Annotated in this window: 7 protein-coding genes and 1 pseudogene; 2 read left to right on the forward strand and 6 right to left on the reverse strand. The window is 68.7% G+C overall.

Going from position 1 to position 15,969, the window contains the following annotated elements; translation table 11 throughout:
• Positions 1 to 55 precede the first annotated feature (55 nt).
• The gene (locus DSM100685_RS06130) at positions 56 to 2,857 is read left to right on the forward strand and encodes a glycoside hydrolase family 2 TIM barrel-domain containing protein (protein WP_152350475.1); all 2,802 of its coding nucleotides are present in this window, start codon (positions 56 to 58) and stop codon (positions 2,855 to 2,857) included.
• Between the two features lie 143 nt (positions 2,858 to 3,000).
• Here the strand turns inward: DSM100685_RS06130 and DSM100685_RS06135 are convergent, their stop codons facing one another.
• From DSM100685_RS06135 to purF, 6 genes are all read right to left on the reverse strand, one after another.
• Positions 3,001 to 4,632, reverse strand: coding sequence for an amino acid ABC transporter ATP-binding/permease protein (locus DSM100685_RS06135; protein ID WP_163200820.1), 1,632 nt, complete (start codon positions 4,630 to 4,632; stop codon positions 3,001 to 3,003).
• 8 nt (positions 4,633 to 4,640) lie between these two features.
• Positions 4,641 to 6,470, reverse strand: a complete 1,830-nt coding sequence (locus DSM100685_RS06140) for an ATP-binding cassette domain-containing protein (RefSeq protein ID WP_163200818.1) — start codon at positions 6,468 to 6,470, stop codon at positions 4,641 to 4,643.
• Between the two features lie 238 nt (positions 6,471 to 6,708).
• Complete coding sequence (locus DSM100685_RS06145; RefSeq protein ID WP_152350478.1) at positions 6,709 to 9,654, reverse strand: family 78 glycoside hydrolase catalytic domain; 2,946 nt, start codon at positions 9,652 to 9,654, stop codon at positions 6,709 to 6,711.
• A 302-nt stretch (positions 9,655 to 9,956) separates the two neighbouring features.
• A complete protein-coding gene (gene purD / locus DSM100685_RS06150) occupies positions 9,957 to 11,228 on the reverse strand; it encodes a phosphoribosylamine--glycine ligase (RefSeq protein WP_152350479.1) in 1,272 nt (423 codons plus the stop codon).
• Positions 11,229 to 11,289: 61 nt separating this feature from the next.
• Positions 11,290 to 12,327: a phosphoribosylformylglycinamidine cyclo-ligase gene (purM, locus tag DSM100685_RS06155; RefSeq protein WP_152350480.1), complete on the reverse strand. Its 1,038-nt coding sequence runs from the start codon at positions 12,325 to 12,327 to the stop codon at positions 11,290 to 11,292.
• A 75-nt stretch (positions 12,328 to 12,402) separates the two neighbouring features.
• Positions 12,403 to 13,947 (reverse strand): amidophosphoribosyltransferase, encoded by a 1,545-nt coding sequence (gene purF / locus DSM100685_RS06160; RefSeq protein WP_152350481.1) that lies wholly within the window; start codon positions 13,945 to 13,947, stop codon positions 12,403 to 12,405.
• A gap of 250 nt (positions 13,948 to 14,197) precedes the next feature.
• On the opposite strand from purF, the pseudogene DSM100685_RS06165 reads away from it, so the two are divergent.
• Positions 14,198 to 15,718, forward strand: a pseudogene (locus DSM100685_RS06165) (Y-family DNA polymerase); the annotation flags it as partial.
• Between the last annotated feature and the right edge of the window lie 251 nt (positions 15,719 to 15,969).

The following is a 15,969-nucleotide window of genomic DNA, read 5'->3' on the forward strand; positions in this document are numbered from 1 at the left end:
CGATCGTCGTGCGGAACGGTGGCCCGCCGCCCCGCGGGCCACTACACTGTGAGCTATGAAACGTTCCGATTGGAATCAGGGGTGGGAATTTCGCACGATCGGCACGGCCACATCGACGTGGCGGCCGGTCATACTGCCGCATGACGCCATGGTGCACGAGCGCCGCGATCCGCGCACGCCGAACGCCTACAACACCGGATACTATCCGGGCGGCAACTACGAATACCGGCGGCGGTTCACCGTGGCCGAAGGCGACGCCGAACGCGGCATGCTGCTGGAATGCGAGGGCGCGTACCCGGGCGCGTTGGTGACGGTCAACGGGAGGCCCGCCGCCGAACAGCATTACGGCTACGGCAATTTCTTCGTGGACCTCGCGCCGCTGGTGCACGCGGGGGAGAACGAGATCACCATCGCGGTGGACAACACGCGTCTGCCGAACAGCCGATGGTATTCCGGGGCGGGCCTGTACCGGCCGGTGTGGCTGTGGCGCGGCGCAGGGAACGCTGTGGCGGGCAATGGAACATGCATGATCCGACCGGACGACGTGCGCGTGAGGACCATCGCGGTCGAACGAGACGGGGACGGGAACGTCTCGGCGTCGATCGGCATCCGGGCGTCGGTGCTCGGGCGGGGAACGGGCGGCGACGCGGCCACGGAACCGAACCTCGGCGGACTGAGACTGCGGGCCACGATCATTCCGCATGATCCGTCCGCCTCAAGTCACCGTGCCCACCGCGGCCGCCACGCCACCGTATCCGTCGCATCGGCATCCGCCCCCGCGCCGACGCCCATCGAGGCCGAGGGACCGGCCGGCCGCGAACTGCGCGTCACCGTGCCGTCCGCGCGGCTCTGGTCGCCGGACGAACCGAACCTGTACCTGTGCCGGCTGACCCTGCTGGACCCGGCGATCGGCGCCGCGTTGGACGAGCACGTGGAGCGCATCGGCATCCGCACCCTCACGTGCGACGCCCGGCGCGGGCTGCGGATCAACGGCGTGCGCGTGCCGCTCAACGGCGGCTGCGTGCACCACGACAACGGCATCCTCGGCGCGGCCACATGGGATCAGGCGGAATTCCGCCGCGCGCGCATCCTCAAGGCCGCCGGATTCAACGCGATCCGGTCGGCCCACAACCCGCTGTCCAAGGCGTTTCTGGACGCGTGCGACGAGGTGGGCCTGCTCGTGATGGACGAGGCATTCGACATGTGGTGGATGCACAAGACCAGCCACGACTTCGCAGGGCGTTTCCGCGACGACTGGGACCGCGAGCTCTCCGCGATGGTGCGCAAGGACCGCAACCACCCATGCGTGGTCCTCTATTCGATCGGCAACGAGATCGCGGACACCAAGTCGCCGCGCGCCGCCGTGATGGCCCGCCGCATGGTCCGGCGCATCCGGGAATTGGACGGCACGCGGCCCGTCATCGACTGCGTGAACACCATCTCCCTCATGCTCGCCGCTCGCACCAACGCCGGACCGGACGAAGCCGACCCGCGCGTGGAGGGCGAGCCGGGACTCAACACCACGTTGGAGCACGCCTCCGGCCCGGCGCTGCTCACGCTCATCGACCGGCTCATGCCCCTCGCCCTGCGCACCGGGATCATGGGACGGCAGACGCGCGGCGTGTTCCGCGAGGTGGACGTGGCCGGGCTCAACTACTGCAAGCAGGGGCCGGCGTACTTCCATCGGCGGGATCCGCACCGCGTGTTCTGCGCGAGCGAAACCTACCCGCAGGACATCGCGTACAACTGGCCCGCCATCAAGCGCCTGCCATACCATATCGGCGACTTCGTATGGACCGGCTGGGACTACATAGGCGAGGCGTCCGTGAGCGCATGGGCGTACGCGGGCGCGCGCGACGAACGCGGGTGGGCCGCGCAGTTCGGTGACCGGCTGGGGCTTTCCGGCATCCGCACCGCGCCCTACCGCCGCTACCCGGCCCTGCTCGGCGCCAGCGGGCTGATCGACATCACCGGACACCCGACCGCGCAGGCCTACTACCGTATGGTCGTCACCGGGGCGCTGCGGCGTCCGGTCATCACCGTCCGGCCCATGACGCTGCTGCACGGGCGGCACCCGTCGCGCCGCACGCTGCCGTCGCGGCTGCTGGACGGCACGCTCAACCTGCTGCGTCTGAGCGGCTACGACCGGCGTCACGGCCTGAACAAGACCATGCGGTTCATCGAGCGCGGGCACGACGGCGTGCGCAGCTGGTCGTGGCCCGGGTTCGAGGAGCGGACCGCCGTGGTGCAGGTGTTCTCGGGCGGCAAGTCGGTGCGGTTGCTGCTCAACGGCCGCGTGGTGGGGGAGCAGCCCGTGTGGCGGTGCTGCGCGGAGTTCCTGCTGCCGTACGAGCCGGGCGAGCTCACCGCCGTGGCGCTGGACGCGGACGGTCGGGAGATCGCGCGCGATGCGATCCGCTCCGCAGGGCCGGACGCGCGGCTCGCGGTCACGGGCGCGGAATGGCTGGAATCGCCGTACGCGGAGGGCCCGGCGGCCGGCGGCGACGCGGGCATGGGACGCCACCGCGGCGGGGCGATCGTGTACGTGGACCTTGCGCTGACCGACGGCGGGGGCGAGGTGCGGGTGGCCGACGACCGGCGCCTTACGGTGACGCTCACCGACCGGGCGCGGCGGGCCGGCGTGGAGCTGCTCGGTGCGGCCAGCGCGAACCCGATCACGGTGGACGAGCTCGCCTCCGCCGACGGCGTGGCGGCCTCGTGCACCACGTACTTCGGACGCGCGCAGGCGGTGCTGCGTGTGCCGGACGCAATGCCCGGGACGATGTCGGGCGCGCTGATCACGGTCACGGCCGAGGGGTTGCCGTCGGTCTCATGGCCTCATTCCGATCCTCAGTGAGCACACATCCCGCGCCGGCCGGACGCTTATGGGAATGCGGGGACGTATATGGCAAAGGCGGCGGACGGTGTTTGCACATTGACCGGTCAATGTGCAAACACCGTCCGCCGCCTTTTGGGGCTATAGGATCCCGGACCGGCGCCTCAGACCAGACGCCCGCGCTCCATGGTCAGGACGCGGCTCGCATGGGCGAGCACAGCGGGGCGGTGGGAGACGATGAGGTAGGCGCGGCCGTGCTGCTGGTCGATGAGCGCGCGCATCACCTGTCCCTCCGTCAGCGCGTCCATGTTGCTCGTCGGTTCGTCGAACAGCATGAACGGGGCGCGGCTCAGGAACGCGCGGGCCACGGCGACGCGCTGCTTCTGCCCGTCGGACAGCTCCGAGCCGTTGCGCAGCAGCATGTGGTCGAGCCCGTCGGGGAACTGGTCGATCACCTCGTCCAAGCAGGCCGCGTGGGCCGCGTCGGCGATCTCCTCGCGCGTGGCGTCCGGGCGGGCGATGGCGATGTTGCCGGCGAGCGTGTCGGAGAAGATGAACGTGTCCTGGCTCACCAGCGTCTCCGTGGCGCGCAGGGACGCGGTGTTCACGTCCTCGATCGGCTCGTCGCCGATGAGCACCTTGCCGCCGGTCGCGTCGCGGAAGCGCATGAGGATGTCGATGAGCGTGGACTTGCCGGCGCCGTTCTCGCCCTGCACGCCGATCACGTCGCCGGGGCGGATCTCCAGATCGAGGCCCCTGAGCACGTTCTCGCGGCTGTCCGGGTAATGGAAGGAGACGTCGCGCACGCTTATGCCGGCGAACCCGCCGAGCTTGACACCCTCGTCGCCCTCGTGCTCGCGCACGGCCGGCGTCTCGTCCATGAGGGCGAACACGCGGCGGGCCGCGGCGAACGTGGGCTGGATGCCGGAGCCCAGACGGGAGACGGCGATGAGCGGCGGGAAGGAGACGAGGAGCCCGCCCAGCGCGGCCAGCGCCACGGCCGGGTCGTTGAGGTCGCCGGCGCCGATGAGCGCCCAGACCACGCCGGCGAACGCGATGATGCACAGCAGGGTGAGCGCGTCGGTGACGAGCGAGTTGAAGCCGGTCACCGCGCGGGTGCGGCGGCGGGCGGCGGTCATGGCGTTCGTGTCCGCGAGCAGGCGTTCGCGGGTGTTGCGGCCCGCGCCGAGCGCGATGAGCTCGCGGCGGCCGTCGAGCGACTCGAGCAGGTCGGTGTGCAGGCGGCCCTGACGCTCGCGCTCCTGGAACGCCGTGCGGAACGTGACGTCGGAGAACGCGAACGGCAGCGCAAGGCCCACGAGCAGGTAGGCGACGAACGCGGTCAGACCCAGCCTCGGGTCGATCACGGCGAAGACCACGCTGTTGGCCACGCCGCACACCGCCGCGATGGCGATGGGCGAGAGGGTGTGCGCGTAGAACAGCTCCAGCAGTTCGATGTCCTCGGTGAGCATGGTCACGAGGTTGCCGCGCCCGCGCTCCTTGAGCTTGGCGGGGGCGAGCCGGCGCATGGTGTCGAACACCTGCGTGCGGATGTCGCGCAGCAGGCGGAACGCGAGTTCGTGGTTGTTGAGCTGCTCGCCGTACGCGCACGGTCCGGCCAGCAGACCGCAGACGACCGCCGCCGCGACCGGAAGCCAGAAGTCCCGGCCCTGATACCAGCGTGCCGCGCCGAGGGTGCCGAGCATCACCGCGTACACGGCGAACAGATGGCCGAGGGAGCCGCAGACGATCGCCCTGAGCTCCACGCCGGCGAGCGGACGAATCTGCCTGAACATGCGTGCGATCATCGTGCCGCCTCCCCGTTGTTGGTCTGATTGCTGTCCTGAACCGTGTTTTCGATGCGTTCCTGCTCCTCCCATTCCGCGGCGAACAGGCCTCCGCGCGAGACGAGATCGTCGAACGTGCCGCGCTCGGCGACCGAGCCGTGGTCGAGCACGATGATCTCGTCGGCGTTGCGGATGCCGGCGAGGCGGTGCGTGATGGTGACGACCAGCGCGTTCTGGGCGAGGATGGTCATGAGGTTGGCGAGCGTTTCGTCGTGGTCGCGGTCCACGGCGCTCGTCGCCTCGTCGAAGATGTAGATGGGCGTGTGCCGCAGCAGGCCGCGCGCGATGATGAGGCGCTGCTTCTGGCCGCCGGAGAAGTTGCCGCCCTGCGGGGCGACCTTGGCGTCGTAGCCGGAGCGGTCGGAGATCTCGCGGTCGAGGTCCACGCCGCGCAGCACGGTGTCGAACTCCTGCGCCGTGTAGCCGCGGGCCGCCGGGTCGAGGTTGTAACGCAGCGTGCCGCTGAACAGGTGGTCGGTGCCGCGGACCACGGTCTCCACGTCGATGAGCTGGCGCTGGTCCACGTCGCGCAGCTCCACGCCGCCGATTTTGAGGCTGCCCTCGTAGTCGCGGCGCTCGCCGGTCAGCAGCGCCACGAGGGTGCTCTTGCCGGAGCCGGACGGGCCGACCACGGCCACGTGGCCCATGACGGGCAGGTCGAGATCGATGTCGCTCAGCGCGGTGAAGCCGTTCGGGTACGCGAAGGTGAGGCCCCTGGCCGTGATGCCGTCGTTGATGTTGAGGGGCTGGGCGGGCTGAGGCTGCTGCTGCGGCGCGGTGGTTTCGGTGGTTTCGGTGGATTCGGCCGGCGCAGTCGGTTCGGCGGCGTTGGCGCCGGTGGCGAGGGACGCGGCGATGGCCTTGCCCTGCTTCATGGCGACGACCGCCTGATGGGTCAGGTAGACGAGCTGGCGCTCCGGGGCGAACAGGCGCACGCCGGCGATCACCACGATCGCGGCGACCATGAGCCCGTCCGGACGGTCGTGGCCGGTGAGGGCGGCGGTGAACGCGGCGGCGATGACCGCGACGTAGATCACGAGGTCCGAGGCGATCAGGGAGCGCAGCTGGCCCGCGAGCACGTCCATGGTGATGCGGCGGAAGCCCTCGGAGTCCTTGTACAGGCGCTCGGACTCGCGCTCGTCGGCATGGAAGATCTTCAGCGTGTTGAGGCCGCGCAGGGCCTCCTCGAAGCGCAGGCCCACATGCTCGTACTGCTTGAGCTGGTTGGTCTGCACGGCGATGTCCTTCTTGCGCGAGCCGTTCGCGGCCATGGGCAGCGCGGCCATGCCGACCACGATGATGAGCCCCGCGCCCCAGTTGAGCGGCATGAGCGTGCCGGCGGCCACGAGCATCATGATCATGACCTGCACGAAGTTCGGCACGTAGCCGGTGAAGTAGTTGATGATCGCCTTGACGCCCTCGACGGACAGCATGGCGAGCGACTGGTTCGCCAGCGGCTTCGCCTCGTCGTCGCGCTGCGCGTTGCCGGTCTCGTTGCGGTCCGACCGGAACATGCCCATGTACATGGCGTCGGCCAGGGCGTCGTTGAGTCTGCCGGCCACCTGCGTGGACATGGCGTTGGCGACCCAGCCGAGCGCGAACTTGACCGCCAGCAGGACGACGAGCGCGACGACCGCCGCGGCGACGTCCCCGGTGACCGGCAGCGTCCACGCCGGCACCGCGATCCCCAGCAGGTCTCCGGCCGTGAAGCAGACGATGAACACCATCGCCACCTCGATCAGGGATCCGATGGCCGCCAGTATGCCGATGGCAATCGATTTGCGCATGTCGGCGCCCGGCAGGCCCGTCAAAACTTTCGAAATCATGCAATACCCGCTTCAATACCCGGTTGGACCGGCGAAAAACTCTTCCAACTGGCTAGGGTAACAGGGCGGGAAAGCAAGCTCAAGGGTCGGTCCATGATTCCGCCGTGGGCTGGTCGGGCGGAGCCGTGGAACGCGAAACGCGGGCGGCGAAACACGGGCTGCGCGACGCCGTCCGCGTTTTACCGCCCGTATTGCCTGGCTACAGCGTGACCCGGGCCGGGCCCTCCACGGTGACGGGCGCCGCGGAGGCGTCCAGCGTGACCTCGGCCGTGGCGAACGCGGGCACGGTGAGCGTGAGTGCCGTGGGGTCGTCCTTCCCGGCGCCCCGCCTGGCGTGGACGGCGATCGGCCCATACGGCGTGGGCACGCGCGCCTCGGCCTCGTGGTTCGGTTCGAGCTGCGGGCGCACGGCGAACGTGCGGTAGCCGGGTTCGAGCGGGCGGATGCCGAGCATGCCCTGCGGCAGCAGGAACGCGGGGGAGGCGGCCCATGGATGCGAATACGTGGTGTTGCCCTTGATCGACACGTCCCAGCCTTCGGACGTGCCGCCGGCGCCGGCGAGGATCATGTTCCACCAGCTGCGCGGACGGTCGTGCGAGGCGACCAGACGGTTGGCGAGGCGGCCGAAGCCGGCGCGGTACAGGCCCTCGAGCAGCACGGCGGCCGTGTAGACGCTGCACGCCATGCCCTTGGCCTCGAGGAAGTGGCCGATGCGGGTCACGCGGTCAGCCGGCACCTCGGCGAAGGCCAGGGCGAACGCGGAGGCGTGCTCGGACGCGTGGTCGAGGGGTTTGCCGTCCGCGCCCGTGTCCAGACCATCCACGTAGGCGCCCTGGAAGTCGTCGAACAGGCGCTCGTGGATCGCGGCGCGCATGCGCCCGGCCGTGCGCGCGAACCGGTCGGCGTCATCGTCCCGTCCCAGCGCGCGGGCCAGCTCGGCCATGTCCGCGTACGCCTGCGACGCCAGCGCGTTGACCACGGTGTTGACGCGGCCGAACGCGAACCCGTCGCGCTCCACCGGCGGCCAGTCGACCAGATCGCCGTCCATGACGCTCGAATCGCCGGGATCCTTGACGATCAGGCCGGATTCCGCGTCCAGATAGCGCTCCGGCAGCAGCCCGACGAGGCGGTCGTACTCGCGGCGGGCCTGCGTGGGGTCGCCGGTCGCCATCCAGCCGTCGTGCACGGCGAGGATGAGGTACAGCGGCCATTCGGTGGGCCACGTGCGGTTCGCGATGAGGTAGTCGACGGAGTACGCGCCCAGGCTCGGCGCGTCGTCGAGCAGCAGGTGCGAGCGCCACTGCAGCCACGCGTCGGCCTCGTACGCGGCGCGTTCGCGGGTCCACGAGTCGGCGTAGATCGGGCCATTGAACGCCTCGATGGTGTTGCGGCAGAAGCGCCACACCGTGTTGAGGGTGCGGTTGTCGGCCTCGAAGCCGGCGGCGGACTCGTCGAAGGGGTATTCGATCGCGGCGGCGTCCACCGATTCGGGGTGTGCGGCGATCCAGCGCACCGCGGCCTGCGAGGCGTCGTCGTCCGCACCGATGATCTCCACGTAGCGGAACACCTTGAGCCCCCACGATTCGACGGCGGGGGAGCCGGCCGGGATGCGCCACGTCTCCTCGTAGGTGTTGAACGCGCTCAGCTGGTACTTCACGCCGCCGTCCGGATTGAGCACCTCGCCGTAGCGGATGCGGAACGCCACGCCGCGCTCGGCGTCGGGGGCGAGGCGGACGCCGCCCATCCACGCGCGGCCGAAGTCGATGATCACGCGGTTGTCGTCGGTGAGAGTCACGCTGTCCACCGGCTCGTAGCCGACCTGCACCTTGTCGGTGGGGGTGGGGGCGAGCTTGGCGAACGGGGGCTTGGCGACGGCGGCGGGCCAGTCCGCGGCGCCGGCTGCGACCGTTGCGTCCGGGGTTGCGGCAGACGAGGTTGCGCCGTCCGGGGTTGCGGTTGGGATCCAGTCCGGGTCGCTGAGTGCGAACGGGTAGCGGGAGGCGACGAGGTCCTCGGCGGGGGATTCGCAGTACTGCGTGCCGGTGGACAGGGAGTCGGGGTAGGCGCCGTTGCCGACGATGCCGGTCCAGTGTTCGCCGTCGGTGCCGAAGTGCAGGGTGCGACCGTCGGCGAGGCCCAGATCGAGCTGGGCGAGGAACCGCTGGTCCTCGAGCGTCCATGCGACCACGCCGATGGCGTTGCGCCCGCCGCGGACGATGAGGTCGGTCACGTCGAAGCCGTCGGTGCGGGCCTCGTCGCCGATGGGGAACGTGGGGCCGAGGCCGACGAACGTGCCGTTGAGCCATGCGCGGTAGACGAACTGCCGTCCGGGCTTGACGCTGGCGGCGGTCATGTGGAGCGTGGCCCAGCGGACGGGCTCGTCCGGCAGATCGAACACGCCGCGCAGGAACGCCCAGCCGAGGCCGTTGTGCTCGGTCTGCTTGATGGTGGGGCGCTGGAAGAACGCGTCTCCGGCGTCGCTGGACTCCTGCGCGAGATGGGAGAAGACGGGGGCGGGCGTGCCGTCGTCGGTGCTGGCGGTCGCGGCCGATGGGCTGGCCGCGGTGGCGGCGCTGGCGATTGGGCCCGACGGGCTGGCCGCAGTGGCGGGATCGGCCCAGATCGGCGTGGCCTGCCAGTCGTCCGCGGCGGGGGCGGTGCCGAAGGTCACGGGTGCGGATGCGGGATGGAAGGTGGGGCGGGCGCCGTCCTCGGTGGATTCCACGACGAGCCAGTAGCGAGCGGAGGGCGCGGCCGCGAAACCGGAGAGTTCCAGCGACGGTTCGCCGGTCGTCTCGGAACGCCAGATCGGCGTGGCTGCGGAGGTCTGTGCGGCGGAGGCGTACGCAGCGGCGTTTTCCGCGTTGTCGCGTGCGATATCGTCCACGGCGTCTGCCATCCGTTCGCCGGCGTTCCCCAGGACGTTCTCCGCGTTGCCTTCCGTGTTTTCCGTGCCTTCAGTGCCTTCCTCGACCGGGCGATCGTAGACGACGACCCGCCATGCGGTCCTGCCCGGACGGGCGTCGGATTCGGGCCACCAGCGCACGCGCACCGGCGCGCCCGGCTCCAGATCCACCGGCTCGATGCGTTCATTGATGCGGATGTGCGTTATGGCTTGAGCGTGAAGGCTTTCCGAATCGCCCACGGCAATCCCCTTTGATCGGTTTTGTGCAGTTGCAATCATTATAAAACGTCGCGTACGTCGTATTCGTGCGATTTGGCGATTGCTCACAAAATGGGATGGGCGCGACCGTACTGCGGATTGCGCCCATCCCATGGAATTGCCTTGAGCGGAATTGCCTTGAGCCGAGATATGACGTGGGGAGGCCGATCATTTCGGATCGGCCTCCCCACGTCACGCGTTTTGCCTACGGCATTTGTGCTGTGCCGTATTGGTGTCCGCCGCGTTTTGCCTGTTTGCGGCTTCCCGCCGCGGAACTCGTCCGTCTACCGCAGCGCCTTGGCGCCGATGTCGTGGCGGTAGAACATGCCCGTCGTGTCGAGCTTGTCGATGATGCCGTAGACCTTGTCCTGAGCGGACTTGATGTCGTCGGCGTGGACCTGCACGAAGAGCACGCGGCCGGAGTTGGCGACGAGGGAGCCCGGCTCCTCGCCCGCGGCGACGCCGGCGTAGAAGACGTGGGAGTCCTCGTCCACGGGGATGTCCGGGACGTGCGCGCCCTTGACGACGTTGACGGGGTAGCCGTCGGAGGCGAGCACGACGCCGAGGGTGGCGCCCTTGTCGGTCCACGTGAACTCCGGGGTCTTGCCGTCGAGGATGGCGGTGATGCCGGCGTTGAGGTCGGAGGTCAGGCGGGGGAGCACGACCTCGGTTTCGGGATCGCCGAAGCGGGCGTTGAACTCGATGACCTTCGGGCCGTCGGCGGTGGCGATGAGGCCGGCGTAGAGGATGCCGGTGAAGGGCACGCCCTCGTCGACCATGGCCTTGCACATCGGGCGCACGATGGTCTCGATGGCGGTGTCCACCACGTCCTGGCCGATCTGCGGGACGGGGCTGTAGGCGCCCATGCCGCCGGTGTTGGGGCCCTCGTCGTTGTCGTAGGCGCGCTTGTGGTCCTGAGAGATGGGCATGGGCCAGAAATCCTCGCCGTTCACGAAGCTCATGAGGGAGAACTCCTGACCCTCGAGGAAGTCCTCGACGACGACCTTGGCGCCGGCCGCGCCGAAGCGGTGGTCGACGAAGATGTCCTCCAGCGCCTTGACGGCGGTGTCCACGTCCATGGCGACGGTCACGCCCTTGCCCGCGGCGAGGCCGTCGGCCTTGATGACGATCGGGGCGCCGTGCTCGCGCACGTACCGCTCGGCCGGGGCCAGCTCGTCGAAGGTGCGGTAGGCGGCGGTGGGGATGCCGTATCGCTCCATGATCTGCTTGGCGAAGTCCTTGGAGCCCTCGATCTGCGCGGCGGCGCGGTTGGGGCCGAACGCCTTGATGCCCGCGGCGGCGAAGTCGTCGACGATGCCCTCCATGAGCGGCACCTCGGGGCCGACGAACACCCAGTCGATGGCGTTGTCCTTGACGTAGTCGCACAGCGCCGCGTGGTTGGACACGGACAGCTGCGAGGTTTTGATGCCGTCGCGCTCCATGCCGGGGTTGCCGGGGATGACGGTCACCTCGTCGACGGTGGGTGCCTTGAGCAGCGTGTAGGCGATGGTGTGCTCGCGCGCGCCGGAGCCGATGACCAGAACCTTCTGACCCATTTCACAGTCCTTTCTTGTGAAGTCTTGTAAGTCTCGGTGCGATGCCCGAATCGGGCGCCGCTCAGTGCAGTGCGATGCGCGAACCGTCCGCGTCGGCGACGATGCCGCCGATCACGTAGCCGGTCTCGCCGTTGTCCTTGAGCAGCTGGAGCGTCTCGTCCGCGCGGGACGCGTCGACGGCGAGCACCATGCCGATGCCCATGTTGAAGATGTTGAACATGGGCATGTGGTCGATCTCGCCGGCCTTCTCGAGCACGTCGAAGATCGGCAGCACCGGCCAGGATCCGAGCTTGATGTCGGCGGCGAGGCCGTCGGGGATCATGCGCGGGATGTTCTCGATGAAGCCGCCGCCGGTGATGTGCGCGACGCCCTTGACGACGCCGGCCTTGAACAGGGGCTTGAGGGTCTTCACGTAGATCTTGGTGGGGGTGAGGAGCACGTCGCCGAGCTTGGCGCCGCCCAGCTCGTCCAGCTTGGTGTCCACGGTGTAGCCGGCCTGCTCGAACAGGGCCTTGCGCACCAGCGAGAAGCCGTTGGAGTGCACGCCGGTGGACGGCAGGCCGATGAGCACGTCGCCCTCGGTGATGCCGGAGCCGTCGACGATCGCGGACTTCTCCGCCACGCCGACCGCGAAGCCGGCCAGATCGTACTCGTCCTCGGCGTACATGCCGGGCATTTCGGCGGTCTCGCCGCCGATGAGGCCGGCCTCGGACTCCACGCAGCCGTCGGCCACGCCGGAGACGACCTGCTCGAGCAGCGCCGGATCGTTCTTGCCGCAGGCGATGTAGTCGAGGAAGAACAGCGGCTGCGCGCCCTGGGCGGCGATGTCGTTGACGCACATGGCCACGCAGTCGACGCCGATCGTGTCGTGCTTGTTCGCCATCTTGGCGACGACGAGCTTGGTGCCGACGCCGTCGGTGCCGGAGATCAGCACCGGCTCCTTGTAGCCGAGCGAGGCGAGGTCGAACAGGCCGCCGAATCCGCCGATGCCGCCCACGACGCCGGGACGGTTGGTGCGTGCGACGTGCGACTTGATGCGCTTGACGACCTCATAGCCGGCTTCGACGCTCACTCCGGCGTTTTCATAGGCTTTGGGCATTGGTGTTCCTTTCTTGCGGTTCCGCGGTGCGGTCTGTTCGGTGTGTCGGGACGTCTGTGCGGACGGTCGTTCCGCTCATTCGGCGGGGGTTTCCTCCGGATGCCACTCGCCGGGCCTGAGCCCCTGCTGGCAGGAGTACTCGTTGCCCTCGTAGCGGCTCTTGTCGAGCGCGAACTTGGGCAGGCGGACGCGGTCCTCCGGCGTGAGCGACTCGAGGAATTCCTGCTCGTAGTCGTCGAGCGCGGTGGGGTAGTCGCCGTTGAAGTAGGCGACGCACAGGCCGCCGTAGGGGGCGTCGGCGTTGAGGCCGATGGACTCGACCAGCCCGTCGAGGCTCAGGTAGGCGAGGGAGTCGGCGCCGATGTAGTCGCGGATCTCCTCCACGGACTTCTTCGCGGCGATGAGCTCCTTGGTGGTGGAGATGTCGATGCCGTAGAAGCACGGGTACTTGAGCGGCGGGGAGCTGATGCGCATGTGCACCTCGGCGGCGCCGGCCTCGCGCAGCAGCTGGACGATGCGCTTGGACGTGGTGCCGCGCACGATCGAGTCGTCGATGACGATGACGCGCTTGCCCTTGACGACGCCGCGCACGGCGGACAGCTTCATGCGCACGCCCTGCTCGCGCAGCTCCTGGGTGGGCTGGATGAACGTACGGGCCACGTACTGGTTCTTGATCAGGCCCATCTCGTTGGGCAGGCCCGCGGCCTCGGCGTAGCCGGACGCGGCGGACAGCGAGGAGTTGGGCACGCCGATGACCATGTCCGCGTCCACGGGCGCCTCGGCGGCCAGACGCGCGCCCATGCGCTTGCGCGCGGAATGCACGTTGATGCCGTAGATGTCCGAATCGGGGCGGGCGAAGTAGATGAACTCCATCGAGCAGATGGCCAGCTGGGTCTCGTGCGTGTACTGCACGATCTTGTAGCCGTGGTCGCTCACCACCACGATCTCGCCCGGGCGGATGTTGCGCACCAGCTCGGCGCCGACCACGTCGAGCGCGCAGGTTTCGGAGGCGAGCACGTAGGCGCCGTTCTTCATCCTGCCGAGGGACAGGGGGCGGAAGCCGTTGGGGTCGAGCGCGCCGATCATGGCGGTCTCGGTCATGAGCAGGTAGGCGAAGCCGCCGTGGACGGTGTTGAGCGCCTCCTTGAGCTTGTCCATGAAGGTCGGCTTGCCGGACCGGCGGATGAGGTGCATGAGCACTTCGGTGTCGGAGTTGGAGTGGAAGATCGCGCCCTCGTCCTCGAGCTTGCGGCGCAGGGTGCGGCAGTTGGTCAGGTTGCCGTTGTGGCACAGGGCCATGTCTCCGTCGTGGAAGCGGAAGATGAACGGCTGGATGTTGTCGGTCGAACCGGAGCCGGACGTGGCGTAGCGCACGTGGCCGATGGCGCGGTCTCCCTTGAGGCGCTCGATCTCGCGCTCGTCGCTGAAGACCTGGGTGAGCAGGCCGAGGCCGCGATGGCCGATGAGGTGACCGTGGTCGTTGGAGACGATGCCGGCGCCCTCCTGGCCGCGGTGCTGCAGCGCGTGGAGCCCGAAATACGTCAGACGAGCGGCGTCCGGGTGACCCCAAACGCCGAAAATACCGCATTCCTCATGAATGTCTTCGAGTTCGGCGGACATATAAGCGGCATCCTTCCTTCTGATCGCGTGGTGTGGAGTATCGCCGTTTCGATACTGCTCCACGTTACCAATCGGCGGATACATCCTTGCCGAGACGACCCCGCCACGCCGGGTTTTCCGCGGAAAATTCCGCGTGTCGAACTTATGTTCGAGAGATGTGCTATGGTTGTGGGCAAGAAGTCGAACAAAAGTTCTACTTCTGTGCCGCCGTTTCGTCTGTCCGCACACCGATCCCGAAAGGAGGTCGACGATGGGGTCCCGCACCTATCTGGCCATCGATCTGAAGTCGTTCTATGCCTCGGCGGAATGCGCCGCGCTGGGCTTGGACCCGCTGTCCACGAATCTCGTGGTGGCGGATGTGGGCCGTACGGAAAAGACCATCTGTCTGGCGGTCTCGCCCTCGCTCAAGGCGTGTGGTCTGCCGGGCAGGCCGAGGCTGTTCGAAGTGGTGGAGCGCATGCGTTCCGTCAACGAGCAGCGGCGTCTCAGGGCGCCGGGGCGCCGGCTGCGCGGCGAGTCGTGGGATGCGGACCGGCTTGGCGCCTCACCGGAGCTGGGCGCCGCGTATCTGGTGGTGAAGCCCCGCATGGCGCATTATCTGGAGGTCAGCTCCGGCATCTACGGCATCTACCTGCAGTACGCCTCGCCCGAGGACATCCACGTCTACTCGATCGACGAGGTGTTCATCGACGTCACGCGCTATCTGCGCTATTTCGGCAGGACGGCGCACGAGTTGGCGCGCATGATCGTCGGGGACATTCTGGACCGGACCGGCATCACCGCCACCGCCGGCATCGGCACCAACATGTATCTGGCGAAGGTGGCCATGGACATCGTCGCCAAGCACATGCCCGCGGACGGCGACGGCGTGCGCATCGCGGAGCTCGACGAGGCGTCGTACCGGCGGCTGCTGTGGAACCACCGGCCCCTCACCGACTTCTGGCGTGTGGGGCGGGGCTATGCCAAGCGGCTCGCCGATTACGGCTTGGAGACGATGGGGGACATTGCCCGCTGCTCGCTGGGGAGGACGGACGAGTTCTACAACGCCGATCTGTTGCACAGGCTCTTCGGCGTGAACGCGGAGCTGCTCATCGACCATGCATGGGGGCGGGAGCCGTGCACCATCGCGGACATCAAAACGTACCGTCCCGGGGAAAGTTCGCTGAGCTCGGGGCAGGTGCTGCACTGCGCCTACCCCTATGAGAAGGCGCGTGTGGTGGTTCGCGAGATGGCGGACGCCATGGCGATGGAGCTGACGGGCGGGGGAAAGGTGACGAACCGCGTCGGTCTGTTCGTGGGGTACGACCGTAAGGTGCGACGGCCGCATGACGTGGAGATGCACGTGTCCGACTGGTACGGGCGTAAGGTCCCCAAACCGGCGGGCGGATGCGCGGAGCTGGGGCGTCACACCTCTTCGGCCCGTGCCATTGCCGGTGCGGTCATGGCGTTGTACGACCGCATCGTCGATCCGCGGCTCATGGTGCGCCGCGTCACCGTGGAGGTGGGCGACGTGCGACCGGCATCCGGGCCGGGTTCGGTGCGCTATGAGCAGCCCGACCTGTTCGACGAGACCCGCGCCGAGACCGATGCGGACGATGGCGGGTTCGCGGCCGCGCCGGCATCCGATGCGGGGCGGCGTGAACGCGAAGTGCAGCGGGCCATGCTCGCGGTTCGGAGCAAGTTCGGCGGGAACGCCGTGCTCAGGGGCACGAGCTTCGAGGAGGGCGCCACGGGACGCGACCGCAACGAACAGATCGGCGGGCACGCGGCCGGCGACGGGCGGTCGGTCCGCGTGCGTCGCGGTGACGACGGCAACGTCGAGAGGCTGCTGCCGGTATGGATCAACGCACGGGATCAGACGTGGATGCCGTTGGCGCGGGATCCGGGCGCGCGGGCGCGCTCGCAACGCAGGCAGCCGGGCATGGCGCAGGCGCTGCCTCGCGGCGTGCTGTGCCCGACCGACCGGTATGACGACATCATCGCGCTTGCAAGACCTGTCGTGCCGGGACACCCGCCCATGTC

This window comes from Bifidobacterium avesanii (assembly GCF_009299475.1).
Lineage (GTDB): Bacteria > Actinomycetota > Actinomycetes > Actinomycetales > Bifidobacteriaceae > Bifidobacterium > Bifidobacterium avesanii.